At 58.8% G+C, this 25,504-nt stretch carries 19 protein-coding genes and 1 pseudogene; 9 read left to right on the top strand and 11 right to left on the bottom strand.

The annotated features are described in order from the left end of the window. Window positions 1–172: 172 nt before the first annotated feature. Window positions 173–1,273, top strand: a complete 1,101-nt coding sequence (locus BPNPMPFG_RS11910) for an ISAs1 family transposase (protein WP_258590521.1) — start codon at window positions 173–175, stop codon at window positions 1,271–1,273. A gap of 556 nt (window positions 1,274–1,829) precedes the next feature. Here BPNPMPFG_RS11910 and BPNPMPFG_RS11905 read toward each other — a convergent pair. Further along, entirely contained in the window at window positions 1,830–2,093 is a 264-nt protein-coding gene (locus BPNPMPFG_RS11905) for an exopolysaccharide production repressor protein (protein ID WP_258595546.1), read from the bottom strand. A 417-nt stretch (window positions 2,094–2,510) separates the two neighbouring features. Next, window positions 2,511–3,080, bottom strand: a complete 570-nt coding sequence (locus tag BPNPMPFG_RS11900; protein WP_258595544.1) for a DUF3102 domain-containing protein — start codon at window positions 3,078–3,080, stop codon at window positions 2,511–2,513. A gap of 680 nt (window positions 3,081–3,760) precedes the next feature. Here BPNPMPFG_RS11900 and BPNPMPFG_RS11895 point away from each other — a divergent pair. Continuing rightward, complete coding sequence (locus BPNPMPFG_RS11895; RefSeq protein ID WP_258590038.1) at window positions 3,761–4,711, top strand: IS630 family transposase; 951 nt, start codon at window positions 3,761–3,763, stop codon at window positions 4,709–4,711. A gap of 166 nt (window positions 4,712–4,877) precedes the next feature. On the opposite strand, the gene BPNPMPFG_RS11890 is transcribed toward BPNPMPFG_RS11895, so the two are convergent. The 6 genes and pseudogenes from BPNPMPFG_RS11890 to BPNPMPFG_RS11865 form a co-directional block, all read right to left on the bottom strand. Then, window positions 4,878–5,975, bottom strand: coding sequence for an acyltransferase family protein (locus tag BPNPMPFG_RS11890; RefSeq protein WP_258595542.1), 1,098 nt, complete (start codon window positions 5,973–5,975; stop codon window positions 4,878–4,880). Between the two features lie 294 nt (window positions 5,976–6,269). Beyond that, window positions 6,270–7,529 carry an O-antigen ligase family protein gene (locus BPNPMPFG_RS11885; protein ID WP_258595540.1) on the bottom strand — a complete coding sequence of 420 codons (1,260 nt, stop codon included), beginning with the start codon at window positions 7,527–7,529 and terminating at the stop codon, window positions 6,270–6,272. Next, complete coding sequence (locus BPNPMPFG_RS11880) at window positions 7,526–8,110, bottom strand: glycosyltransferase (RefSeq protein WP_258595538.1); 585 nt, start codon at window positions 8,108–8,110, stop codon at window positions 7,526–7,528. The genes BPNPMPFG_RS11885 and BPNPMPFG_RS11880 overlap by 4 nt, the downstream gene beginning before the upstream one ends. A gap of 931 nt (window positions 8,111–9,041) precedes the next feature. Continuing rightward, window positions 9,042–9,243, bottom strand: a pseudogene (locus BPNPMPFG_RS11875) (integrase core domain-containing protein); the annotation flags it as partial. Window positions 9,244–9,530: 287 nt separating this feature from the next. After that, on the bottom strand, window positions 9,531–10,238 hold the full coding sequence (locus tag BPNPMPFG_RS11870) for a CDP-diacylglycerol diphosphatase (RefSeq protein ID WP_258595537.1): 708 nt from the start codon (window positions 10,236–10,238) through the stop codon (window positions 9,531–9,533). Between the two features lie 209 nt (window positions 10,239–10,447). Beyond that, the gene (locus BPNPMPFG_RS11865) at window positions 10,448–10,681 is read right to left on the bottom strand and encodes a hypothetical protein (RefSeq protein WP_258595536.1); all 234 of its coding nucleotides are present in this window, start codon (window positions 10,679–10,681) and stop codon (window positions 10,448–10,450) included. Between the two features lie 684 nt (window positions 10,682–11,365). Between BPNPMPFG_RS11865 and BPNPMPFG_RS43135 the strand changes: the two genes are divergently transcribed. The 5 genes from BPNPMPFG_RS43135 to BPNPMPFG_RS11840 all read left to right on the top strand — a co-directional run bounded on the left by BPNPMPFG_RS43135 (window position 11,366) and on the right by BPNPMPFG_RS11840 (window position 19,732). Next, window positions 11,366–11,803 (top strand): transposase, encoded by a 438-nt coding sequence (locus BPNPMPFG_RS43135; protein WP_413776845.1) that lies wholly within the window; start codon window positions 11,366–11,368, stop codon window positions 11,801–11,803. 220 nt (window positions 11,804–12,023) lie between these two features. Next, complete coding sequence (locus BPNPMPFG_RS11855; RefSeq protein ID WP_258595534.1) at window positions 12,024–13,697, top strand: phosphatase PAP2 family protein; 1,674 nt, start codon at window positions 12,024–12,026, stop codon at window positions 13,695–13,697. A 1,484-nt stretch (window positions 13,698–15,181) separates the two neighbouring features. After that, a complete protein-coding gene (locus tag BPNPMPFG_RS11850) occupies window positions 15,182–17,392 on the top strand; it encodes a GumC family protein (protein WP_258595533.1) in 2,211 nt (736 codons plus the stop codon). Between the two features lie 779 nt (window positions 17,393–18,171). Beyond that, the gene (locus BPNPMPFG_RS11845) at window positions 18,172–18,339 is read left to right on the top strand and encodes a hypothetical protein (protein ID WP_258595532.1); all 168 of its coding nucleotides are present in this window, start codon (window positions 18,172–18,174) and stop codon (window positions 18,337–18,339) included. 184 nt (window positions 18,340–18,523) lie between these two features. After that, window positions 18,524–19,732 carry an acyltransferase family protein gene (locus BPNPMPFG_RS11840; RefSeq protein WP_258595531.1) on the top strand — a complete coding sequence of 403 codons (1,209 nt, stop codon included), beginning with the start codon at window positions 18,524–18,526 and terminating at the stop codon, window positions 19,730–19,732. Window positions 19,733–20,088: 356 nt separating this feature from the next. Here BPNPMPFG_RS11840 and BPNPMPFG_RS11835 read toward each other — a convergent pair whose 3' ends face one another. Then, window positions 20,089–20,958 carry a LysR family transcriptional regulator gene (locus BPNPMPFG_RS11835; RefSeq protein WP_258595530.1) on the bottom strand — a complete coding sequence of 290 codons (870 nt, stop codon included), beginning with the start codon at window positions 20,956–20,958 and terminating at the stop codon, window positions 20,089–20,091. A gap of 116 nt (window positions 20,959–21,074) precedes the next feature. Between BPNPMPFG_RS11835 and BPNPMPFG_RS11830 the strand changes: the two genes are divergently transcribed. Beyond that, the gene (locus BPNPMPFG_RS11830; RefSeq protein WP_258595529.1) at window positions 21,075–21,953 is read left to right on the top strand and encodes an SDR family oxidoreductase; all 879 of its coding nucleotides are present in this window, start codon (window positions 21,075–21,077) and stop codon (window positions 21,951–21,953) included. 119 nt (window positions 21,954–22,072) lie between these two features. Further along, entirely contained in the window at window positions 22,073–22,459 is a 387-nt protein-coding gene (locus tag BPNPMPFG_RS11825) for a hypothetical protein (protein ID WP_258595528.1), read from the top strand. A gap of 1,022 nt (window positions 22,460–23,481) precedes the next feature. Here BPNPMPFG_RS11825 and BPNPMPFG_RS11820 read toward each other — a convergent pair. After that, window positions 23,482–24,522: an SIS domain-containing protein gene (locus tag BPNPMPFG_RS11820; protein ID WP_258595526.1), complete on the bottom strand. Its 1,041-nt coding sequence runs from the start codon at window positions 24,520–24,522 to the stop codon at window positions 23,482–23,484. 97 nt (window positions 24,523–24,619) lie between these two features. Next, window positions 24,620–25,378, bottom strand: coding sequence for a DeoR/GlpR family DNA-binding transcription regulator (locus tag BPNPMPFG_RS11815; protein WP_258595525.1), 759 nt, complete (start codon window positions 25,376–25,378; stop codon window positions 24,620–24,622). Window positions 25,379–25,504: the final 126 nt, after the last annotated feature.

Below are 25,504 nucleotides of genomic sequence, written 5' to 3'. Positions count from 1 at the left end.
TGATCTCGAATGGTTAACGGGACGTTAATATAGCTCGCGGGCAGAGAATCGCGCGGAAGGCAGACCCCAACCGCCACAACATCCCAGGGGAATCGCATTTGAGTAAAAGTAGGTCTTGCGGGCGGTGGAAAGGTTGATTCTTTAGGGGCTTTGTCTTTGAAGGAGAGGCCCAATGCCATTGCTGCTTTCGATTTTGCGGGAAGTTCAAGACCCGCGTGACGTCAACGCGCGTCATGATCTGGCGGAGCTTCTGTTTTTGGCCTTGGCTGCGACGTTGTGCGGCGCCAAAAGCTGCGTGGATATTGCCGATTTCGTCGAGGGTCAGGAAGAAGAGCTGAAAGAGATCGTGGTGCTGGAGCATGGCTGTCCGAGCCACGACACGTTCAGCCGGGTGTTTCGACTTCTCGATGCCGATGAGCTTGCGCGCAGCTTTGCCAGCTTCATGGCGGCGCTGCGCCAAACGCTCGGACTTTCGCCGCCACGCGGCGTGGTGGCCGTCGACGGCAAGGCGTTGCGGCGCGGCTATGCGAAGGGGCGGGCTTTCATGCCACCTTTGATGGTGAGCGTGTGGGACGCCGAGACGAGGCTGTCGATTGCCGCTGCCCGCGCGCCTGAGGGCGACGAGGTCAAAGCCACGCTGGATCTTCTGAAGAGCTTGGATTTGAAGGGCTGTACAGTGACGGCCGATGCGCTGCACTGCCGCCCCGACACCGCCAAGGCGCTGATCGGCAAGAAGGCGCATTATGCGCTGGGGCTGAAGCCCAATCGTCCCAAGCTGTTTGCCGCGGCCGAACGAAGCTTCGCCCAAGCCGGCGAGATCGCGTTCTTTGAGACCAGCGACAGCGCGCATGGCCGCACCGAGACGCGAAGGGCTTCGGTCCTGCCGCTCAAGCGGCTGCTCGACCTGCCGGGCTTTCCCGGCCTCAAGGCGATCGGACGCATTGAGGCCTCTCGCAGCGTGGCAGGCGGCAAATCCAGTACCTCCGTGCGCTATGTCGCGCTCTCCAAAGTGCTTACCCCTAAAAGACTGGCCGAGACGCTCAGAGCACATTGGACAATCGAGAACCAGTTGCATTGGAGCCTCGACGTCGTCTTCCATGAGGACGACGCTCGCTCCCGCAAGGACAACGCCCCGCAAAACCTCGCCGTCATCAGACGCCTCGCGCAAAACATCTTGCAAGCCCATCCTCTCGACAAACCCATTGCAAGCAAAATGCGCAGAGCCAGATGGAACAAAGACTTCTTCTTCCAGCTCTTTACTCATATGCGATAGCCCTGCACAACACCCGGCGAGCCCAACCTGATTTAGTACGCTAAATCAGGACCGGGGTTAGCCGGCAAGCTTACGCAGCAAGACGGATGCCAGTTATGTTTCCCGAAATGGGACTGCTGGAAGCGCGAGGCTGATCTGAGCGGGGGAAAACGGCCGATCCGGGTTTTATTGCACAGTTGCTAATATTACGATTCGACTCAGCCGGCTTGCCCGAGTCGGCTAGGCCCGACGGTCAGCCAAACCTACCCCAACGACGGACTGTCGGGCCGCTGCCGTCAACGACTGTCCTTGGCCTCGCCGTAGGCGTTCGGAGGCCTGCAGGACCACCGACAACAGCGGAAGATTACCAACCTAGATTTAGCTGCGTCCCTGAGCCGTCTGTTACCTGGTATGGGACGACGTTGCCGGTGCGCCTGCGACCTTGGGCGGAAACATACTTGTCGGCTGCGCACGGGAGCGTGCCGAGACTGCCCGCGACGTGCTCGCGCGGATCTACGAAAATGGGCTGGACGCTCGATTGGCTGGCCGAGTTGTGAAACCTTCCTGAACACGGCTCCTATTGGCCGCCAGGGGATGAAACACCACCATCTCGACGAAGCGGCTGAGCACGGCTGACGGGCTCCGGTTTTGCGTCGGTGCTTTTCTTCGAGCGCTTATAGAAAAGCCCGAATGCCAGCAGGAAATATCCAACCTGCAATACAATCAGCGTGAGGACGGTCCAAGCGAGCGCCTTCCAGGCGGAACCAGTTTCCATGTCAGCCCAGACCGCCATGATGAACGACGTCCCGAACATGCCGACCAAAACTTGCGGAAGATACATAGTTGCCCAGCACCCCAATGTTTTGGCGATTTAGGCGGCTTTCAAATCAGCCGTTAAAGAACCCGCCGCTCCATTTGCGAGGCGGCGGGGCCCCCCATCGCCGGGGTGATGGTTGACCCCGGCATTGCTGACAGGGCAATTGCGGTGCCAGACCTATTGGACCCATTACGGGACGCCTATGCCAATGGCGCAAAACAGGATTGCCGATTAATATTAACTGTGGCTAATGTGCCACCTGCCGCACCGCCGGGCAACGCTCGGGGACAAGCCGGATTGAGGTTCGCACGACGACCTCTCCAGAGCCCTCTCACAGCCCCGGAGGGGACCTAGCGTTTCTTTGGCTTTGGCGCGATCTAGATCGGGCTATTGGTCTTTGGGCGGACAACGATGCGGATCCGCCCGAGGTCGAGTAGACACTCAAGCCGCTTTCGCCAGACGCATAGCCTTCAACGCCCTCTCATAGGTCATCGGCTGATCGGCAAGCCAACGGCCGAACTCGCCGTGCGGTAGGGACGCCTTGGCGGCCAGAAGATGCCTGCCGATCTCCACAAACTCTGCTGCTCGCCGCTGCCGCGCTGTGAGCGTCACACGGCCTTTCTCTGCCTCGCTGATGCGCACTCGATCCTGCCGTTTCGGATCGGGTTCCTTGCCCGCGCCAAGGCCGCCCTTGAGGCTGCGGAGGTGCAGGTAGAGCATTCCGGCCAAGGCATCGCATTGTCTCACCTTACCGCGTAGCTCATGGGCAATGGCCATGTACGGCCCAAGAGGAATGCGGTCGAAAAGCTCGAGGAGTTCCGACATGCTGGCCTCGACAATATCGGGACAGGCAAGCAGCAGGTCAGAGATGGCCCGCAGGCTGGTCTCGTCGATCAGCGCATGGTTGCCCTTGCCCTCGGCCAGGATGCACATCACCAGGCGCGCGTGCTCGGCGCCGTGCTTATCGATCAGTCGGCGGATGGTGCCCGTCGCACGGGTCTCGCCTGGCATCGGGGGTCAGTTTTGGAAGCCGTTTGACAGGCGAAGTCGCTGGGGGTCATCCGTGCCTTGTCGGCCGCGAGGAAAAGAGCGTCGCGAAACGCTTGCGTGACGCGGGCGCTGGTCAGCATCACGTTGACGCGCCGGCCAGTTTCGCGGCCCTGATTGGTAGTGGTAAAGGGCATTATCACTACCCCGGCGTCCCGGCGCCTTGGCAACTGGCCCGTCATCCGGAAGGGTGGCGGAGTTACCACGTTGTGCCCTGACTGTCCTGCGGATCGGCCCGTCTGGGTTTTTGCGTTCTCGAAGGTCTGGACAGCGACCTCCCTCGAAGTGGTAACGGGGAGCGAGCGCGGGTGGCAGACTGGAGACAGGAGGCTCAGTTCCAAAACGTCGATGATATTCCGAGTAGACGGCTCAAAATCGCTATTGAACAGTATGTAGATGTGAGAAAGCGGCGACACGGCTTTGTGTCCACCGATCACGCTTCAAGAGCAATCCGCCAAAGTTGTAAAAGCGGGCATCGAAGACCGCGCACTCGATGAAATGATAGCGGCTTGTGCCATCGAAAATGAGCTTGCGGTTGTTTACGATCGAGGCGTGCGGTTCGACTAAAGCGTGTCGCGATTTAAGGGATTCAGGATTCCCATAGATTTGAGTTCGTGATTCATTGCGGCTGAAAGGAGACCGCGATGGGCAAGCCGCTACCGCTTGAGTTGCGTCGGCGTGTTGTTGCGTATGTCGATGAGGGACATGGTCACCGCGAGGCTGCGCGCCATTTCCGCGTTTCGCCTCGCTTTGTGAACAATCTGATCAACCTGCGGCGGCAGACCGGTTCGCTTGAAGCGCGTCGGCAGGGCCATGTGGGCGGCGGCAAGCTTGAGCCGCATGCCGAGTTTGTCCGCTCGCGGTTGGCCGAGACCGGCGAACTGACGCTAGATGAGCTTTGCGTCGAGCTGGAGGTGCGCGGGGTGAGCGTGCACCGCTCCAATGTCGGTCGCCTGCTCAATCGCCTTGGGCTCAGTCATAAAAAAACTCTACTGGCCAGCGAGCAGCAGCGGGCCGACGTGCGCCAGGCGCGTGAACTGTGGATCGGGCGGCGAAAGCGCTTCTTCAACAAGGCTTTGGCGCGGCTGATCTTCATCGATGAGACGTCGACCAATACCAAACTGACCAAACGCACCGGCTGGGCGCCGAAGGGCGAGCGCTTCAGGACGCATGCGCCATTCGGCAAATGGCAGACGCAGACCTTCATCGCCGGGCTGCGATGTCACGGTCTTGTCGCGCCGTGGATCGTCAACGCGCCGATGAATGCCGCCATCTTCGAACGCTACGTCGAAACGCAGCTCGCTCCCGAACTGTCGCCCGGCGATGTCGTCATTCTCGATAATGTCGGCTTCCACAAGAACGAGCGCGCTGCCCAACTGGTTCGCCAAAGGGGCGCATGGCTCCTGTTCCTGCCGCCATACTCACCCGATCTCAATCCGATCGAGATGGCCTACTCAAAACTCAAGGCGCGGCTGCGAAAGAAGGCGGCCAGAACTTTCGATGCCCTCTGCGACGCTCTCGGCGATATCTGCCACCTGTTCGAGCCAGCCGAATGCAGAAACTTCTTCAAGGCTGCCGGATATGAGGCCAATTAATCGCGACACGCTTTAGCCAGGCCGCGATAATAGACGACATTTCCCCAAAACGCCCGCCCGGCTTTGACTGCGCGGGCTTTTTGCAAGCGCGTCGCGTTTGAACGGATTCATGCGACGCGCTTTTAAGTCTTTGCGCATGTCGTTGTCCCAAAACTGCTGCGTACCTTTATGCCGGTCGATCGAGCCGGAGCTTGCTCGCCATCATATTCAGGCGGGGCAGCAGCAACGATATCAAAGGCTTGCGTAGCGGCTTTTCGATGAAAAACGAAACCACGAAGGACGCTGACAGTACCGCCGTCATCACCAGGCCGAGGGCGACCCAGCGGTCGACGGCTGGCGCCAGCGCGTTGAGCCCGAGGGTGCCGATGTCCTGATGCAAAAGGTAGAGCGGGTAGGTGAGCCCGCCCAGCACAAGCACCAATGGCGACGGTGCAACGCGGCGCCGCAAGAGGAGACCCCCGCCGAATAGGGCATGGACGACGACATTTGCGGCAAGCATCCTCGGGTAGGGCAACGACAGTCCGTAATGGGCCTGCATCCAGTCTGCGGCGACGGTCAGTTCCTTGCAGGACAGCACGAACGCCGTGCCGAGCAGGATCAGCGCCGCGGTTGAAAAGCCCTTTGCCACTATGTGCTGAGCAAGGATACCGCCGGCGAAGAAGGGCGCGTATTGCGTGATGAATAGCATTTGCAGTGCCGTGCTGTGAACGGCCATCGTGTTGACGACGGAAATCAGCAGCCATGTCGCCACTAGCTGCAATTTCCAGCGCGAAAAGACGCCAAAGAACAGGCCGATCGCGATCCAGCCATAGAAAACGATCTCGCAGACGATCGACCAGTAGACGCCGTCCATAAAGGGTCTCTTGAACGCCGGGGCGACGATGAACAGATTGGCGACCCACGTGCTTGGATCATACGGAAGGTTGGGATCGGCAGCCACGGATTGCACGATGAAGCTGGCGGTCATGCAGACAAGGAAGCCGGGATAAAGGCGCGCGAACCTTGCCACGGCGAACTCCGTCCAGCTCCTGCCTTCGGCCGACCATGCGATGACGAAACCGCTAATCAGAAAAAACAGATTGACGCCCATATAGCCATACATGGCGAAGGCGCTGGCTTCGGGATAGCCGTGCGCCAGAACCGGCGGCGCGATCGACGCCCGAAACAGGTAGTGGAAGCAGACAACAGCCAAGGCCGCAACCAGGCGCAGCAAATCCAGCGAACCCATGCGCTCGGCTTTGAGGCTTCTCGGTCCAGACGCCATTGCTTCCTCCTACAGCCGCGCCAAGGCAATTAAGCCGGATGGATTACAACGGCAGGAAAACGTTGAAACTGCCGATCTGCCCTTTGCGGGGAGACGATGGCGGACCCTCGACCCTGGTCGCCAGCCGGCGCCGGGACGGATACCCGCCGCCCTTTTGGAATGACGGGCTTGATGCCTGAGCAGCGAAGCTGCCGCGGCCTGGGCGATCCGAAGAGTTCAATGTCGTCTTGGGTCAGTCCCGATTGCGGCGGCTTGCCATCGGGCGCAAGAAGAATTCCGGCAATCCCACACATCCTAATATCGCCGGTGGCGAACAGTCGCCGGAGTCGCCCGCGGAGTTCCGGCGACAAGGCAAATGGTTAGAGCAAACCACACGATCGGATGGCGGATGATCAGGTGCGGAATGCCGAAGACGACGATCGACGAAGCGAGTGCCAGGAGGGCTTCATGCTTGGCGCGCCATGCGGACAACGCGGCCGAGCCGACGATCCACACTAGGGCGAGGACTGCGATCAGGCCACCTTGGGTGTAAAGATCGAGGACTGTGCTGTGAGCCTCAAAAGGTCGCGGCAGAAACTGCTGATCGGTGACGGGGGGGCGGTCAAGGTGTGGGCCCGGACCAAGGCCTAGCGACCCAGATCTCACGCCCGTGTCAAATGCTTCGTTCCAGAGGTAAAGGCGCAGCGCAGCGCTTTCCACCGTCGCGTCCCCGCCTTTGTCCTTGGTGAGGCTCTTGGCGAAGTTTTCAGCGCTGGCGACCTCGGTAAGGGCATAAGGCGCCATGGACATCGCCAGCGGAACGAACCCAACCATGAACAAAAGGGCGATTTGCCGGGAAAGGCTGACCTTGTCGCCACCGGTTGTGAGCCAGGTCCGAACCCGCAGCCCCAGAAATATCAGGCAAGTCAGGATCGTCGTATACAGATAGGTGTCACTCTTTGTCAGCCTTCCAACATAGAAGGTCAGGATCAGGCTGCAGAGCCCGAGGAACCTCCCCCAACGATTGCTGGTGGTGGTTGCAAGATGCAGGGCCAGAGGCCCAAAGAGTGCACAATAGAGCGCAAGCTGGTTCGGATTCTCGGACCAGCCACGGAAACGATCCCAGTACCATGGATCCACGCCGGATTGGTGGATCCAACCCCAACCAAGCCCCAACTGAATAGCAAAGCCTGCATTCGCGATAGCGATTACCCACCAGCCACTACGGCGCAGATGGCGATCAGCGTCGGGCTCCGCGGCAGCCAAGCAGGTGATGCCGGCCGCCAGGACGTAGGCGAACGTGTCGTGCAGCAGGCCGTCCAGGAACAGGACGGTTGTCAGATAGCCAACGATGGTACCTACCCCCAGAGCAAGTGTCAGGAGCAGCCAGAAACTCCCGAGCTTGGTCAGGGCAGGTGAAGCCTCCAAGCGGCCACCAGCGAGAATTCGCCCGATCGACAGCATGATCCAAAGCACAAGGAACAGTTCGCTGTATCCAAAGGGCATCCCCGGAACGGTGAGTTGCGCCGCATAGGACATCGCGACGCCGAAAGCCAGGAACGCGTCACGGATCATCGGCGCGCCTCACACAGCCCGCGGTTTCCCGTACCCTTTTCCATCAAAATCGCGAACGCATCGACGTCGATTCCAGAACTGCGGATCAGTCGAGATTTGCCGCGGCCTACCAGCCGATAACGCTCAAAGAAAGCCTGATCGTCCCGATTTTGGAAGACTATCATGGCTGTCCAGAATGACGCCAGCCACTGGAGGCCGCAAAAGACTGGACGCAAGCCCAGAGCCCGCGGTTCCAGCGATGAGAATGTCCAGCCGAGGCCATTGATCGTGCCGATGACCGGAACCTGCCCGCGCACTGCGAGTGGAGTCAGCAGGTTGGGCTTGGTGTCGAAGCTTTGGACAACGTCTGGCCGGAGTTCCAACATCAATTTGCGAATTGCTCTGATAGCCCCCCATTTTCCGCCGCCACTGGAAAAGCGATCGAACCCAAATTGGCGATGTGGAATGTCATGGGGCGAAAAGGCGGTTCCAGCTTCGCTTGAGACCGCAGTGACCCGAAAGCCCCTCTCGCGCAGCGCCAATAGGAACGGGATTCTCAATGGGTGATCCTCACCTCCCACGCAAACCAGGTGCGGGTTCATCCTGCCTCTCCTGAATGCTCGCGGCATCTCATCGCGCGAATTGGCTGGCTTTTGGGTCTGCTTTCATGGGCCCAGTTCATCGCTTCTGTGCGCATAACGCCAAGCCCACGCTAGGGGCAGTCTTACCCACTGTCCTCGTCTGTTTGAATGAAGCACACCCCGCTCGGAACATGCTGTGATGCACCGAAGCAGTTGCGTATCGGCGAGGCAACCTGCCGATCCCAGGCAGCTCTGAGGCGGCAACCGAATTGCCGGTGATGTGAAGCGGCCAGTGAGCGAACAGCCGCTCACTGGCATGCCAACGACAAATCCAGTCAACCGCTGAGTAGTCATGAGGGGAACCTAAGGCTGATTGAGGGTGCCCCGGCGCTTGACATCTAGGAGATTGAGAAAACTGACCAGATCGTCCGCCGAGTCGATGTCTGGCCACTCTTGGTTGCCACAGGTAGACGTCGAAAACCGTCCACGTCCCGTCCAGCTTTTCCTAAGGTCGAACCTTGGTTGGCCAATCCCCGTTCCCCCTGTTTCCCGCCCCCAGTGATCCCTCCATGAAGCGCGAAATCTCGCGATTGCGGTGTGCTGCTTCAATCCGTGCGTCTAACTCGCGTGGCGCAGCAACTGTCTCGTGGGCGATTACCTCACCGTCGCGCTCGAAGATCATCAAATAGCGATTGGATGTGACTGCCATAGATGACTGATCTCAGTAAGCAACACGGCGGGAAACCTTGCCTTTTCTTTCACCCCGCTCAGGGCAGTCCCTTGATGTCCTTGAAGTTGAGAAGGTCGACGATGTCATCGGTATCATCAACATCCAATTCCAACATCAAATTCCCATCCACCTCAGCATGCCGCCTGCGAGCACGTCGACCACCGTCCAAGTGTCATCGGGGTCTTTTCTGGACTTGCCCCGCTTTAGTGAACAGCTAATGGCTCATTTTCTTGCCCAGTTTTCGAACTGAACCGGGCTTTGGTAATCGAGGGCGGAGTGTCGCCTGACTGGGTTGTAGAAGCCGGCGATTTTGCGGCCAATGATCCGCTTGGCGTCCAGCTGGTTTGAAACCGAGGGCGCCAGGCCATTCGGATTTCAGGGTCTTGAATAACGTTTCGACCATCGCATTATCAAGAGCAGGCCCATGTGGCGGAAGTCTCAATGTCCGCCAACAAGCCACTTATCTGTGCGCTCTTGCCGTCCGTCCGAGACTTGGCCGAATTGCCCAGCGGCTCTATGCAGGAAGTCATCCTCTCCTCATCGCTCGAGCGATAGAGGCAAGGTCGTGTCAGCCGACACAGAGCAGCCCTCTATCATCCGACTAGGTAAAATGATTTTACCCAACCCGATCGGCCTGTGATCGCTGCGCCAGGCGACAATTCTCGGCATCGCTCTCTTGGCGTCATCTTTTGGGTCAGTTGCCTGAGCCTCTCATCGCGAAGTACAGTCGTGATCCATAAGATCCTCCGCTGCGGAGCGTTCCCAGTTGGCCAGAATGTAAAATCCGGGCCTCGCATCGGCGAGTTCGGCCCCGACGACAACGATATTTACCCGATGCAGAACGCGTCGCGCTTGCGGCAACCCGGCCGCAATCATGCCGATCACATTTGTGGTTTCCAAATCCGACTTATCTACCGCCTTGATCCAATAGCGTTGCCCCATCAGCTCCCGTGGAAACGGGCGCCAAGGTCCCTCAATCTTCGGTCCATCTAACGCGAGTTTCTTTTCCACCGGCGCCGCGAGGCAATCTACGTGGATGTGGAACTGATCCTGGGACCGCTCTGTTCTGGAGTTCACTGCCAGAGCAATGGCCGAGCGTGGCAGATATCGTCCGAGGCTCGTTGAAACCTTGCTTCGAGCTTCCCATGCCCGATTCCAAAGTTGGGAACTATTCTCCGAACGGAGAGGCAGGCTTTCCACCCCGGCAATAGGCGTAAGCGGGGTCAACAGAAACTCAGTCTTGAGCAGAGGCGATTTGATGAGAGCTGATCCAGGCACACCCTCTCTGGCGAGGATCACTTCCTCACAGGGGAAAGCAACGCCAAGACGCACAGATGCAACGACGCAAACTTGCACCACCTGCCATAGCGCGTTGCGGTGCACGGCAGCGGCGCCGACAGTAGTGGCCGACACGGTCACTGCCACTGTCAGTATAGCTTGGAAAACCCAGCATCTAGCCAAAAAAGCCCCACAAGCGGCGTCCATCGGCCGATAAATGCCCTGGAGCCAACAGCGCGCGATTGCCAAAGGTACAGCCGCTGCCCGCTGACTTTCAACGATAGAAGCTCGCGCGGCCGTGACCACAATACCATCAGGCTTACTACGCACAGGAAAGACACGCCAAGATCCTACCGGCGAAGCGTGTCAACACTCAACGACCGATCGCCCATTCCGTTAAGAATATCGGTCACGAAAGAAGCCTCCCGTTCCGAAACGCCACTGAGAACAGTCTCGGCCACCATCGCCGGTTCGTCGGCTTCGTTGTCCCACACCAGCCAGCCGCCCGAGGGTTCGGGAAAGCACTCAAAACGCTCATCCTTCAGCCGTTCAGTTGCGCCAAGGCAGGCCTTGCCGGCAACCACATGGTGCTGAACTGTTGTCGAAGGCCGCCGATTCAGAGGGATCCATGCAGCATTGACGGCGCACCTGACAGCATAGATCGTCCTCCCGGAGTTTCCCAGTGCGACCAAGACTGGTACACCGGAACGCTGCTCTTGCACAACTACACTCCCTAACCCGAACAAAATCTTTAGTGAAGGATTATCCAATTGCTGAAACGTGTGGCCGCCTCAAGGAATGTACGCATCAACTCAATGGCCCGTTTGTTATTCTGCCGAGAAACTGAGCCTGGGCGCGCGCTTTCGCAAATCCTCGTCTTGGTGCGACAGCTTCCTTTTGAGAGGTTCCCAAGTGCCTAATCCTGCCAGCATCGCAGCTGTCCCGAAACCCGATTCCCCGGTTAGACACGTCCACCGATTCCGCTCAATTCCTAGCTCCCGAGATAGAAACTCGCATCACACGAATGAATGACAATCATGCGAGGTTTCCGAGCCCCAATCGCAAGGGAAATCGCCGCCGATCACGGAACATCCTCATCAGAGGCGCTCGGGTCTTCATCAATGTCCTCTGCCGCAGTTACGAATGTCCGTCGCGGCCCTGCATGTTGCGTTTTTTGATGAGCGCGTTGAGCCGATAACCTGATGTCTAAGCGCAGCCGACTGGTACGGAAACTTGCAGCGTTCCAAATTCCACGCAGGCTATCCGGAGTGACTGTCGAGCAGCTTTTGAAGAAGCGCTCGGCCGCACACCTCAACAACTCCCAGGGCATCGATCGACGCCGCAATCTGATCGTGAAATTCAGCCTTTTCGAAGATGGCGATTGGTTGATTCACTTACTGCGCAATCAGGCGCGCCGACGAGTGATTGATCTGATTGTCGCAAGCGCAGATGCCCGGATCGAGCCGTATTTTCCGTTCTCGCACGGCGTGCCTCGGGTTGACGACTGGCGGGTGATCAGTGGCATCCTATTTGTGATCAGGAACGGGCTGCAGTTGCGCGATGCGCCCGAGGAGTATGGTCTCCACAAGACGATCTGCAACGCCTTATCCGTTGGAACCGGGCTTGGGGTATCTAACCGGATCTTCGCTGAATTGGCGGCGAAAGCCGGCAAGCCCACTCAGTTGATGATCACGCCACCCATTTGAAGGCGCATCAAATGGTGGCGCGTCTGCTCAAAAAGGGGCTGTTCCCCGATGCCATCATTCGAAGGATGACTGCGCTCCGAGGCTATGGGAGAGTCGCATCCTGAATAGCTGTCATCGACATGCTGCTGATCCGCATTGGTGCACTGGCTGTCGGAATGCTATTCGTCTTAGCGCAACGCTAACGCGCTAGCAGCACGAGGTGGACCTAGTGCGAGATGTGGTGCCCGCCGAAATCAGGGCTGCTGTCAATACCGAGGCTATTCGGGACAATCCAGAAGTCCAGCGCAATTTCGCCTCACACCCACGCTTTTGGAGATGGCTCGCACGGCGGTTCAGCACAGGCGAGCCGTTCGGGCTCCGGCTCACCGTCGGGACTGCTCTCTCTCTGGTCTTCCTTTGGCTTTTCTTCTCCATCGGTGATGAACTAAAACCCTGGGATTCTCTCGTTCTGGCCGATCTGCATCTAATGTCCTTGGTTCAGATGTATCGCTCTCCGCATTTGAACAAGGTCATGGCGTTCATCACTTGTTTGGGAAACTGGCAGATCGTTGGGGCCTGCGCCGGCCTGATTGCAGTCTATCTCGCAGTGACAAAGCAATGGCGCTGGATTTTGGCATTGCTCATCTCCATTGTTGGTGAGGAAATACTCAGCTGGTTGGGCAAGACGGGTTTTGCCCGCCCGCGGCCGGATATCGCCAATGCGTTGGTCCCTGCTGAGGGCTGGAGCTTCCCGAGCAGCCACGCGTTCATCGCGGTTTCCTTCTACGGCTTGATTGCCTGGTTTGCGATCGATCGGGCGCAGACCTGGAGGACAAAGGTCTTAATAGCGCTTCTGGCGGCCGTGGTCATACTCGCAATTGGCTTTTCTCGGATTTATCTGGGGGTGCACTGGCCGTCTGACGTTCTCGCAAGTTTGGCCCTCGGCGCCGCATGGTTGACGGTCGTCGTCACGTCGTTCGGTGTCGCGAGAGCGTCCACGATCGAGACAGATCCTTATCCAAGGCACGCCTGGATCGCGCCAGTCGCTTGTGTCCTTTGCGTCGCTTGGGGAGGATTTCTGGTTCATCGCAACCATTCAAGCCTGGGCGTTGTCGAAACAAACAAAGGAAATCGAATGGCTCTCCATTACGCATCAGGTGGATCAGCCGCAGAAATCGCAACCGCAGGCTTTAATCTGGCTGACGTTTCATCTGTTGAGCAGCTCAAGGCACTTCCGGCTGGCATGAAAGGATTGGTCTGGCTCGACGAGGTCAACGGGGCATCATCATCTTTCGTCCAGAAAGTCACTCCGTTCATTGGCAATCCGAAGGTATTTGGCTTTTTCCTTGTCGATGAGCCGGATCCCACAGGCAAATGGGGCACTTACGCAACCGCGGCGAATCTGAAAGCGGAATCCGACTGGATTCATTCCAATTTGCCGGGCGCCAAGACCTTTATCACCACGATGAACATGGGGTCTTTTGCGAATCCGGATTTTTCGAACACCTTCAATCCTGCCAACACGCATATCGACTACTATGGAGTGGATGCCTATCCGGTGCAAACTGGAACAAGTGCGGTCGACTACAACATGATCGACAGAACCGTGGCTGCCGCTGTGGCGTCGGGCGTCCCGCTCAGCCAGGTCGTTCCGGTCTATCAGACGTTTGGGGGCGGCAACTTTACCACCGAGACGGGCGGCAAATACGCCCTTCCCACCGTCGCCCAGGAACAGACCATGATGGCCCACTGGGCCACGCTGGTTCCGTCACCCGCGTTCGACTATGCTTACGCTTGGGGTTCTCAGCAAGGCGACACCGCGCTCGGAAGCGCTCCGGCACTGCAAGCCTTTTTCCTTCAACATAATCTCCACAACCTCGATAATATCCCCGTCGATAATCTTTCCCGTCGATAATCTGCCCACAGTCACCGATCATATTCTTCATGGCACCAGCGGCACGGACGTGTTTGACAGAACAACCGTCGCCGACACAATGATCGGCAATGGCGGCAAACTATTATGTCAACAATTCCGCGATAAGATGAAAGAAACGGTAGGTGGCGGCACCGACAAAGTGCTCGCCTCTTTCAGTCGGCTCGGAGATCGACCTACTCGCCATCACGAACCCGCCCGGCACGCCGGCAATCAACCTGATCAGCAACGATTTCTGCCAGACCATCCAGGGTAATGCCAGCGCCAACATCATCAACGGCGGTGGCGGGCATATTATCTTGTCTCGTGGCCCTCATCTCCGTCCATTCCGTAGGTGCTATGGCCCCGAGATCATCGCAAAGGGGTTGCGCGAGTGGATCGCCGCTGTCGGCGCCAAGACCCGCCTAGGGCGTTCTGCCGTCGCGTTGTACGACACAGTCGAGGCCGCACTCGACGTTGGCTGTCGTCCACCGCTTCGGAGGCGACTCTATGGCCGGCTACTCAATCCGGACCGGCTTTGCCGGCCACGCCTAGCATCGCGCAAAGACCTAAGGTGACACGGTAAGAGTGGTTTGGATTTTAGGTTAGTTATTCGGCGGATTTTCCTTTAGCTAAGAGGAGAATTGCCATGAAGAGAAGGCGGTTTTCGATCGAGCCGATCTGGACTGTCACCCCTTTTCGTGCCGTCGAGGACTACACGACGGGCCGCATTGAAATGGTCTTCGGCACTTTGCAGTTCTGCAATTCAACGCGCCGCCAAAGAAATATGTCCGGATCGACAACTCCGAGCTAATAGAACATACGGCGTCATTGGGGAACCGTGTCGCTGGATCGGCAGGCGGAAACCTTGTCTGCCGAGTTTCCAAAACCGACCGTGACGTACGCAACCGGGCGTTTCGCGGCGATATCCGCGCCGATGGCGATATGGATGCAAGCCATCGACCGCCCGTCAATTGATCCGGCCCCGTGGGTTTCCGAATGGCCGACGTCGTTCGGCAGGCAATGGATTTGTCGGATAAGCTACTTTCCGTCTTGTCTTGTCTTGTAGGGAAACCCATGCTGCCCCGGTAAGATACTGTCGGATCATTCTCTTCGGATCTCGCCGGTCGGAAAACAGAACTGCTTCAATGCAACAACAGCTTGATACAAACGATCGTGGTCCCAAATGCGGTTGCTTCATTCAATTTGCTTCATTCAAATAGACGAGGACAACGAATAAGCCTGTCGCTAGCGTGGACTGGGTGTCTGGGGCCACAGATCTTCTCGCCGATATACGCCTCGCCGGAGACGGGATTTCGATTCTGCAAAGGTCGACGCCTGCAGGCGCGATCACGTGGATGGAAGACGAGATCATTCTCGCGATTTGTGGCCGCTTCTTATGTTCCAGGCGTGGCGCAACGAAGCCATGCGGCCATCGGCGCCGACAACACGCTTTTCTCACGAGATCGAACTGACAGGGGTATAAGATGGAAGGTTCCATAGTCAGCCGCATTCACCTTCCGCGAGCCACGCAAATGGCGGTAGCTGCGCTCGAAACCAACTCGCGGATGCGGCGATCGCTGCGCGAGCCCATGCAAACGTCGTCTCCCTTCCATCAGCTCGTCGTCACCGTGGCGACGAGAAAATGGTTCCTGCTTGCCATCGCGGTTCTGGGTGGCATCCTGGCCGGGCTTGCCGGCCTTGCTCGCCCGGTGCTGTTCGAGGCGACGACGCAGATAATCATCGACGCTCCAAGCAGGAGTGCGGGTGTTACCGAGTCCGTTCAGGACTTGCTGGATTCGAGCATCGATGACCATCTGACGATGCTTTCGTCGCAAGTCCATCTGCGTCGAGTTCTGGCGGCGCTGCGCAAGGCCGAGGCAGCCGATGCTGCTGGAAAAAGCGGCTCGAGCGCCGTTTCGGGCGATCAGCGCAATACGGGCTCGTTCCTCAGCGGTCTCGTGAACAGCGTGTGGCCGCAAGGCAAGCCCGCGGCGGGAAGTCCGCAAGCAGCGGATGCCGCCGAACTGAAGACGCTGCGGAATGGAATGCGGGTTGGACAAGAGCTGCGGTCGCGGGTCATCACCATCGGCTACACCGATAACAATCCGGCGCGCGCTGCGCTGGTCGCGAACACATTCGCTCAGGTCTATATCGACGATCTCATACAGAAACGACGTGCATCGGATCAGCTTGAACTGGAATCGCTGGTCGCCAGCCTGCCGCAAGTACAAGCCAATCTGGTCGACGCAACCGACCGTCTGGAGACGTATCGGCTGACCCACGGCGCCGTCGATCAAAGTGCGGCGAACAACGCGGCCAATGAGACAGCGGAACTCAGCCGACAGATTTCCTTGTCGAAAGCCGATCTCTCCGCCTCGGAATCACACCTTCGCCGTATCGAGGATTTGCGAAAGGCGGGCGCGGCTGTCTCGGTGATGGCTGAAGAAATCGGATCGCCGGTATTGGCCGATCTGGTGGCCCGCCAGCCGGGTGCCGCTGCGGACGAGGGTCTGGGCAACGCGATCAACCATGAGATGGAACAGGACGTCGCGCGCATCGCTGCCGAGGCAAACGTATATCGCGCCCAGGTTGCGGCCCTGGAGGGACGCAAGAGGGTGCTCGACGCGGCTGTGGCCGACATTGCGAACCAGCTTTCCGGCTTGCGTTCCCTTGAGCCGCAGGTGGCTATCGTAACACAGCACTACAACGATCTTCTTGGCCGGCAACAGGACTTGATACGGCGCATCGCGACGCCTTCGCCAGGTGTAATGATCCTTTCAGCGGCATGGCCGCCATCAAATGCGAAAACCCTGTCGCCAATTTTCCTGGTCCCGCCCGGTATGATCGTGTTCGGTCTATTGGGGGCGGTCCTCGTCATAGTCCGCAACAGCTTCAATCAGACCTTGCGCAGCGAAGCCGAAGCCGAAGCCGAACTTGGGATTCCGTGCGTAGGGCTGCTTCCCAAGGTTTCGGGAATTCACGCGAAGCAGCTGCGTCATTTGGTTCTGAACCAGCGGAACTCGCCGTTCAGCCGCGCCGTGACGTCCGTTCTTGTCACTGCTGCGCCTACTCAGCCGAATGGTCGCCCGCCACATATCATCCTCGTAACGTCGAGCGTCCACGATGATGGCAAGACCGAGTTGGCGTGGAGCTTGGCGCTGGCGGCAACGCGACTGGGGGGAAAGGTGCTTTTCCTCGACCTGGACAGCAAGGATGCGCGGCTCACGAACGAGTTTCGTGGCGAATTCAGCACCGTCATGGCTCACAGTTCCTTTGGAGACTTTGTGAGTGACCGTTGTGCCCTGCAGGATGCAATCACGAGAATGCCAGAAATCGGCATCGATCTCATGGCCGCTCCTGCACCCTCGGATGATCTGCTGACGCTGCTGTCTACGGCGGACAGTTCGCAATTCACGGATGAGCTGCTCTCAGTTTACGACGTCGTCATCATAAACGGACCCTTGGGACTCGGAGGGCCGGAAACCAGATTTCTGACGTACTGGGCGGACGCGGTTCTTTTCGCTGTTCGTTGGGGCAAGACGCATCGCAGTATCGCGCGTGGTGTTCTGGAACCACTCCAGGCCCGTGGGTCAGCCGCAGTCCCCGTGGCGAGCGTTCTCACCCAGGTGAATCTCAAGAAGCATGCTGGCTACCGGATGGGGGATAGCGCCGACCTCCTGCTCGCGAGGGTTTGATGAGGCCGTCGTCTCCGCTCCCAAAAAATATCACAGGGAACCAAGTGCGTTCCCATGATTGAGCCTGACCCAGAATGATCACTGAATTTTTCGGACCGCCAGGATCCGGCAAAACAACGTTTGCACACGCGCTCGTTCGGCAGTTGCGTGGGAGAGGGTATCACGCCAAGGTTGCTCTCAGCTATGAGCCTAGCATCAGGTCAAGAATAACATCGGCGATATTTTCAACTTCAAGAATATTGTTTTCCTCCAGAGGAAGAGCGAACGACCTTTTCTATTTCGTTGTCGATGGTAAGACTAATCCCGCCGAGTCGACGAATATGGCGTGCTCGAATCTGGCAATATATATTGCATCTTTCGCGTTGTTTGGCTCATTCGGAGCAATCGCCCGATATTGGAGGAACGCTTGCGAAAACGGATGGAGCACGAGCCGCCAGCAGAGCAGGGTTTTGAAGCTGATTTTAATATAAATAAGCGCTCTTTTATTTGAAGGTACAAATGGTATTCTCGTAGAATCTGGTCGAAATGTTATTTCTATTGATAATCCCGATAGCCAGCTGACATTCAAAAATTATTTGCCGTGCCGAGGCAGATTATTTCGAAACTGTTACGAGCGGATGCGGGACCAGCCGAGAGAGAGCAAAGACAAGAGGCGCTCGATACCAAACCGATGTCGACGATCATACACAAAACTCCCATTCCATCCTACCGTCATTCTTGCTTCAAAGCCCCTGCCAGCCGATGAAGTAGCGGATTTAATTCCGTCGCGGAGGGAAGACATGGGCCGGCGCCTTGCCCAAGCGAGCGTCTTCGCCCTCATGGTCGATATCGGTAGTGCGGGGCTGACCAACCTGGCGCAGTTGTTGATTGCGTGCCTCATCGGCCCCCGCAATTTCGGCATCTCTGTTGCGCTTCGTGCCCGCCTACAGGGCCAACGGACGTCTTGATCTGGCACGAGGGGTAATCAGATTCGCCCTGCAAAGATCCTGGCGGCGGCGACGCTGTTCGGTGCGGCGGTGCCTTTGATTACCGCGTACGCTCCCCACCGTTTAAGGCCGCGTCCGTCATTCGCAGGATGCATGGGCTCCGGCGCTGTGCAATGGTGATCCCGCGAAGCTTCGGAGTGCCTGCATGCCTGGCGAACGAGAACCGGCCGCGATAGTCTCAACGCCTTCGACGCGCGGTCGGCCCGAGAGATCGGTCCTTGGCGAGCCTCGGCAACGCGAAACGCTCACACAAGTCCAGGTCCTGCGCGCCATCGCTGCCACTTCGGTTGCGGTGCGCCATGCCCAGCATGACGCAGCAACCCTGGAACTACAGACCGGTCACACCTTTCAGGCATGGAACCCCATCCCATGGAGTGCCGGAGTTGACGTCTTCTTCGTGATCTCCGGTCTGATTATGGTGCACGCGTCGCAACAGCTGTTCGCAAAACAGGGTGGGGCGCGGCTCTTCCTTTCCCGTCGGATCGCCAGGATTGTCCCGCTTTATTGGTTTGCGACCACGCTCTACCTCGGGGTGGCACTGCTCGCCCCGACCTTCCTCAATCAGGACTACGTTAATTTCCGGTTTGTGATTGAATCTTACTTGTTCATTCCAGCCTCGCGTCCCGACGGAGTCGTCCAGCCTGTTTACGAACTCGGTTGGACCCTCAATTATGAAATGCTCTTCTATGTGTTGTTCACGGCCGCAATCGTGCTGCCTGTGCGCTGGGCCCTGGCGGCATTGCTCGCGACCCTGGCGGGGTTGGTGGTAGCTGGCCGTCTCGCAGCGCCGTTGCCAGAACCTTTTGGATTCTGGACCGATCCGATCCTCCTTGAGTTCGCCTTCGGCGTAACAATCGGAATCATGTGTGTTTGGGGATTACAGCTCCCCGGCGTGGCCCGAGCCTGTGTCGCCGGAGCGGGGCTTGCTGCCCTGATGCTCGCGGCGGCATTTCCCGATGTCTCCGTCTTGCTCCCGCGACCGCTCGTCTACGGCCTCCCCGCAGCTTTTATTGTCGGCGGTGCTGCCCTGGCCCCACGCGGGCGGAGGCCTGAAAGCCTGGCCGCGCGATGGGGCGCCGGTGTTGGCGATGCGTCCTACGCCCTCTATCTGCTTCACCCGTTCGTGATCCGCTCCATGCGCGTCATCTTTTGGCGAACCGGCTTGATCGCGTTTCTTGGCCCATGGGCCTTTATCGCTTTGGCGCTGGCGATCTCCTTCGGCGCGGCTCTGTTCACCTACCGCTGGTTCGAGAAGCCTCTGACGCGTTATGTCCGACGTCTTCTCGGAGCCGGGGGAGGAATCCAGCGGCCGCCACGCCAATTCCCCCTGACAGCGTATCCTGAGACAGATTGATTGAGCGTCCCAGCCCTGTTGAAGTACGAGCCGGGCGACGGCCGGCCGGTCATCGGGATTGGCTCCTTTGGAATGCCCCCAATCTCCGCTGCTCTAGCGACGATCCGATCGAATGCCATCCGCAGCTTGCCCGCAGAAATGGTGGCGCCCGACATCAACCCCTTTCATTCCCGCGCATCGTAGATCGACTGCAACAACGGCACGTCAGCGGCATAATAGAGAACTTGGATTGTGAATCGGCGTGCAAAATTGACCCTATAATGGAGTAGGCCCCTCGGGCCTGACTCTGTCCGGCCCGAGGGGCCCACTCCAATCGGGGGTCAGTTTTGGAAGCCGTTTGACATCCCACCGCTGAATCAACCGATACTGGCCACTGCGTCCAGAAAATTGCGGACTTTCGAGCTCGACAGCCGACGCGCGTTCTGGAGCGCCCATATCTCTACCTTCGGCCCTGCTTGTGCGCCCAACGAAACGAGACGACCGGCGGCCAAATCATGGCGCACAAGCAATTTCGGCATGAGCGCCACGCCGGCTCCGGCAAGTACGGCGTCACGGATCATCAGAAAGGAAGAGCAGCGCAATGCAAAGTGCGGCCGAACTATTCGCATGCCGCGATCGGTATCGATCCGCCAGACAATGTCGCTCGCCGTCGCAACGTGACCGACCGCCGTCACGCGCTCCGACGAGTCGTCATGTTCCGGCGGAACGGCGATGTGCATCCCGGGCGGCGCGACCAGCAGGCGCTGATCCTCCATGATCCGCCGCCCGACCAATCTTTCGTCGGGACTTGGATCGACGCGGATCACGAGATCGTAATTGTCATCGACCGGATCGACCTTGCGATCCTCGGCGACGATTTCGAGTTCGACAAGGGGGTAAGTGCGCACGAACTCGGCGGCGATTCCCGACAACAAGACATGTGCCAGTACGATAGGCGCGCTGACCCGCAATTTGCCTTTCGGCACGGAAGCGCCGGCGGCAACGGCCTGCTCGGCATCCGCGATTTCTGCGAGTGGGCCCAGCGTCCGTTCGTGAAGCGCGCGGCCTTCGTCGGTTAAACGTAAGGTCCGTGATCCGCGCTCGATCAGCCGGACGCCCAGGCTCGCCTCCAGCTCGGATACCTTGCGCGACAGTGTCGCCTTAGGCCTGCCGCTGCTTCGGCTGGCCCGTCCGAAACCGCCATGCGTTGCAATCAGGTTGAAATCAGCGAGTGCCGGAAGGTCCATAAGTCGTTCCATTTTTGAGACGATACGTCTCTATCATGCCATCTATTCTACAGCAGTGGAACATCTATCTTCCATCCAGCGACAACGGGTCGTCCTAAAGACCAAGGAGATATGACATGACTATATTGGTGACTGGCAGCACGGGCACGATTGGGACCCAGGTGCTGAACTTCCTTGCCGGGCAGGGTGCCGAGGTACGTGCACTCACCCGCTCGCCTGAAAAGGCTCAGTTTCCGGCCGGCGTGACGGCGGTGAAGGGCGACCTTTCCGATGTCGACAGCGTGCGTGCCGCGCTCGACGGCGTGACGACGTTGTTCCTGCTCGCCCCGAACGCACCTGACGAACTGACCCAGGCGATGCTTACCCTCAACGCGGCGCGCGATGCCGGTGTGAAGGGGGTTGTGTATCTGTCGGTGTTCAAGGGCGAAGCTTATGCCGACGTGCCGCACTTTGGTAGCAAGATGACGGTCGAGCGCATGATCGAGGCCGGCGACCTGCCGGTCACTATCCTGCGCCCTGCCTATTTCATCCAGAACGATGCGCGCCAGAAGGACGCTCTGCTTGGCGGCGGCGTGTATGGCATGCCGATCGGCCCCAAGGGCATATCGATGGTCGATGTCCGTGACATCGGCGAGGCGGCCGCAAACGAACTGCTGCGACGCGAGCGCGCCGCCGCGCCGTTGCCCCGCGAGACTTATGCGCTGGTCGGCCCTGACGTCCTGACCGGAGACGCACTGGCCACCTTGTGGCGCGATGTGCTCGGCCGTCCAATCAAATATGCCGGCGACGATCTGGACGGTCTGGAGCAGCGCATTAAGGCAACGGGTGCAATCTGGTACGCCTATGACATGAAGCTGATGATGCGCCGGTATCAGAGCGATGGCGCGATCGCGACCCCCGACGACATTGCACGCGTGAGTCACCTGCTCGGCCATCCGCCGCGTTCCTATCGCGACTTCGCGAACGGCATGGCCGCGGAATGGGCAAAGGGATGAGAGAACCCGCCGCGCGCGAGGCGCTCGAGCTGATCGGCGCATTCCTACGGCATAATCTCGACCTCTGATTTCGACACATGGCGCCACGATGGTGTGGCCGCCCCAAAAGGAGAAACAAAGTGACCAAAATCTTGTTCGTCGGGCAAAAACCCGAAACCGTCGATTTTTCGGACCCGTCGCTGCCGCCGGGCTTCAACGCTGAGAAGATCAATGCCGGCATTGCCGTCGCGGTCAATAATATTGAGGAGCGTGGCTGGCACGGCGACACTTGCATGATCACCCCGGATGAGGTCGGCAGGGAGATGCTCGAGAAGCAGCTGGAGAGCACGTCCTACGACTGCGTCGTGGTCGGAGGCGGTCTCAGGATACCGCCGAAGAGTCTGCCGTTGTTCGAGATAGTGGTCAACACGATTCATCGAGCAGCGCCGAAAGCAGTAATCGCGTTCAATACGCGCCCAGAGGATACGGCCGAGGCGGCCGTCCGGCAGCTTGGCAGCAGAGGATGAGCCTGCTGATCCTGCGGCTTGCGTCTCAGCAGACCGCACGATCACCGATGAAAATTCTTTGTTTCTCGGCGCCCAGAGATTTACATGTCGGCTTTCGGTCTCAGCAGTTCCTAAGAGCTGGCTCAGCCACTCGCCGAAGGGCATTTATCTTATACCGAATGGCTGCTTCGCGCCTTTATCTCGGTCATTACGGCCGACTTGCCCGCGTACCAAAAGCGGACAATGCTGGTGCCGCCGCTGAGGTCGCGGTTGCCCCACCCTGCCATATCTTGAGCGTTCAGAAGGTTTGTCGAAAGCTGTGGGGGGGGGCCGGGCGGGGCATTCTTGCCCTCGCAGCAACGCCGTGGGCAAAGCGGGTACATTTGCTTTCCACCACCCATTGCAGGACGGTGGGCAGGGCCAAAGCACATCTCGTAAGCCCTCAATCAAAGAAGTTTAGATCGAAGCGCGCTCGATCATGATCCAGAATATCCGTGGGTTATCGAGCGGGACCAGACGAAAAAGCCAGTGAAAATCAAGTGCCATAGCAAGCCCCTCGCGATCCGAAGTCTTCGGCTTCCACGACTGACGGCCGATCACTAGCCCTTCGCCAATAGGTCTTGTGCAATCAAGGCGGCGCCTATTGCTCCAGCTTCGTCGCCCAGGGCAGCGACATGTATTACCGAATCGACAGTGAAGGCTGGAGTTCTCTCCATGGCCCTGTGCAGCTTTTCCTCGAACAGGTGAAGATAGGCTGCCGCGCTCCCACCCAACACGGTAACGCGGGGCATGTAATGGGCGTGAAGAATCGACAGGCCCCGCCCGATCAACCGGTCCGGTTGCACCGATCCCAACGCCAGCCAAAGTGCCCCCTCGAGGCACCAGATCACGGATAGTGCCGACCAAGCGCTTCAGCCTCGTCTCAAGGTCCCCCGCGCCAAGTTCCGAGGTCTTCAAGACACTCGACGCAAGAACGCCGTGCGGCCCCAGCGCGACGAAGCGGCTCCCTGTTCCGCCAAGGTCGACACCTGCGAAAACCACACTCACAGCAGTGCCGTAATCTTCTGGCCGTAGCGAAATTCACCTGGTACGAAACCGGCTTGCCGTGCAAGGCTGACGCTGAGATGCTGCACGACGATCATGGCGTGCGCCATACGGCTGCATACAGGATGCGACGGTATCGCAATGTGCTCGGCTCCGTCGTAGTTGCGCGGTGTGATGGTGACCACGGTGCTGCCAGTCTTGGAAAGATCCTGCACGAGTTGGCGAAGGGTTAGGTCCTCGTCCGTGCCCGACCCGAACAGGAATGCGGTAAGCCCGGGGCCTGCCAGTTCCAGCGGCCCGTGTCGGAAGGCGCCGCCGATATACCCCTCCGCCGCGACTTTGGAGGCTTCCTTGAGGATCAGGGCGCCGGTAAGGGCCGTCGCAGCATCGGGCCCAGAGCCGATCAGGGCGAACCGCGGATTTGAAGCTGCCAGTGCTCGCTCCGCCACGACCGAGATGATCCTTGGCGGCGCCTCGATGGCGGTGCGCAGTTCGCCGGCCAAGGTCCGGACATCGTTGACTGCCGCCTCGTCCGCGCGACCCTCCACACGGGCGCAAACCCTATGTATCACCGCCAGCGTGTTGAGGTAGCTTTTGCTGCTTACAGTCGCTTCCTTGCCGCAATGGAGTTCGATGACGTGATCGGCAGCGCGTGCTAGCGGGCTTTCGGGGTCATTCGTCACCGCCACGACAATGGCTCTGCGGCCCGCCGACAATCGGTCGAGCAACGCCACGACTTCACCGCTGCGGCCTGATTGGGAGGTGATCCAGAGCAATGTCCGATCCGTGATCATCTCCAGGGTTTCCAGGAGCCGGCTCGTCTGCAAGCGCCAGATCGGCATGCCGCGGCGAGCGAGCAAAAGTTCGAGCGGGATCGTTACATAGTCGGACGACCCCATGCCGGTCATGATGATGCGATCGAACTGCGTCAAATCGAGTGACGCAATACCTGTCGGCAAGGGCCTGGAGGCGAAGGATGCAAGGGCATCCGGCTGATCGAGTATGTCTTGTTCGAAGCCGGCGATCATGGGCAGGGTCATGGGGAAGTCTCTCAGTGGAACAATGGCGCGGGAACGCCTGCTCCATTTCTATGCACGATTGCACACTTTCGTGCAATCCCCCATGCAGAGAGTCATTTCAGTGCACGCAACGCAGCTTTGTCCCAAATGCCGGCCGCCTCTCAATGGCCAACCCGTCGTCGGTGAGGATGAGGTCTGCCTGGCTCAGTTGACAAACCGTGGCAAAAGATCGGCGGCCGAATTTCGTACTGTCGGCAACGAAAACCGTTTTTGCCGCCGCTGCCATCATCGCGTGCTTGATCGGGATTTCGACGACGTTGATGTTGGTCACGCCTGCCTCTGCATCGATGCTTTCGGCTCCCAGAAACGCCCAATCCGCGTGAAGTCCATCGAATGCCGCAACTGCGGCAGGGCCGACCAGCGTGTACACGGTGTCGAGCAGCACGCCCCCCGTCATGTGGAGACGATTGGTGGGATGCCCTGCGGTTCTGACGCCGACGAGCAAGTCATTGGTAATAATAGTCAAATTACGACGTCGCCGCAGTTCGCTGGCGACCTGATATGTCGTCGAGCCATTGTCGAGGATGACGATCTGACCGTCTTGCACGAGGTCGACCGCAGCGCGTGCGATCGCCTGCTTGGCTTCGAGGTTTTCATTCTGGCGCACGGCGTAGGGTGTATCGATGACGGTTCCCGGATCTGCTGGCAGGACGCCGCCGTGCGTGCGCCGGATGAGACCCGCCCGTGTGAGCTGTGCGAGGTCCCGGCGGATCGTTGAGCTGTCGACGCCAAAGACATGGGCAAGCGATCCGGCATCGACATATCCCATTTCACGCGCGCGCTGCAGCAGGGCACGGCGCCTCTCCGAAGTATTCATGATTCCCGATCTTATGAAAATTGCACCAGGCCCACCGTAGCCGGAATGGACAATTCGTGCAACCGGATGTGCACGATATTGCGCCTTGACTGCACGATTTCGTGCAATATAGTTATTAGCCGCGGG

The sequence above is a fragment of the Mesorhizobium sp. AR07 genome, from assembly GCF_024746815.1.
Lineage (GTDB): Bacteria > Pseudomonadota > Alphaproteobacteria > Rhizobiales > Rhizobiaceae > Mesorhizobium.
The sequence above is the reverse complement of the archived record's forward strand: the minus strand, read 5'-3'. Positions and strand labels throughout refer to the sequence as shown.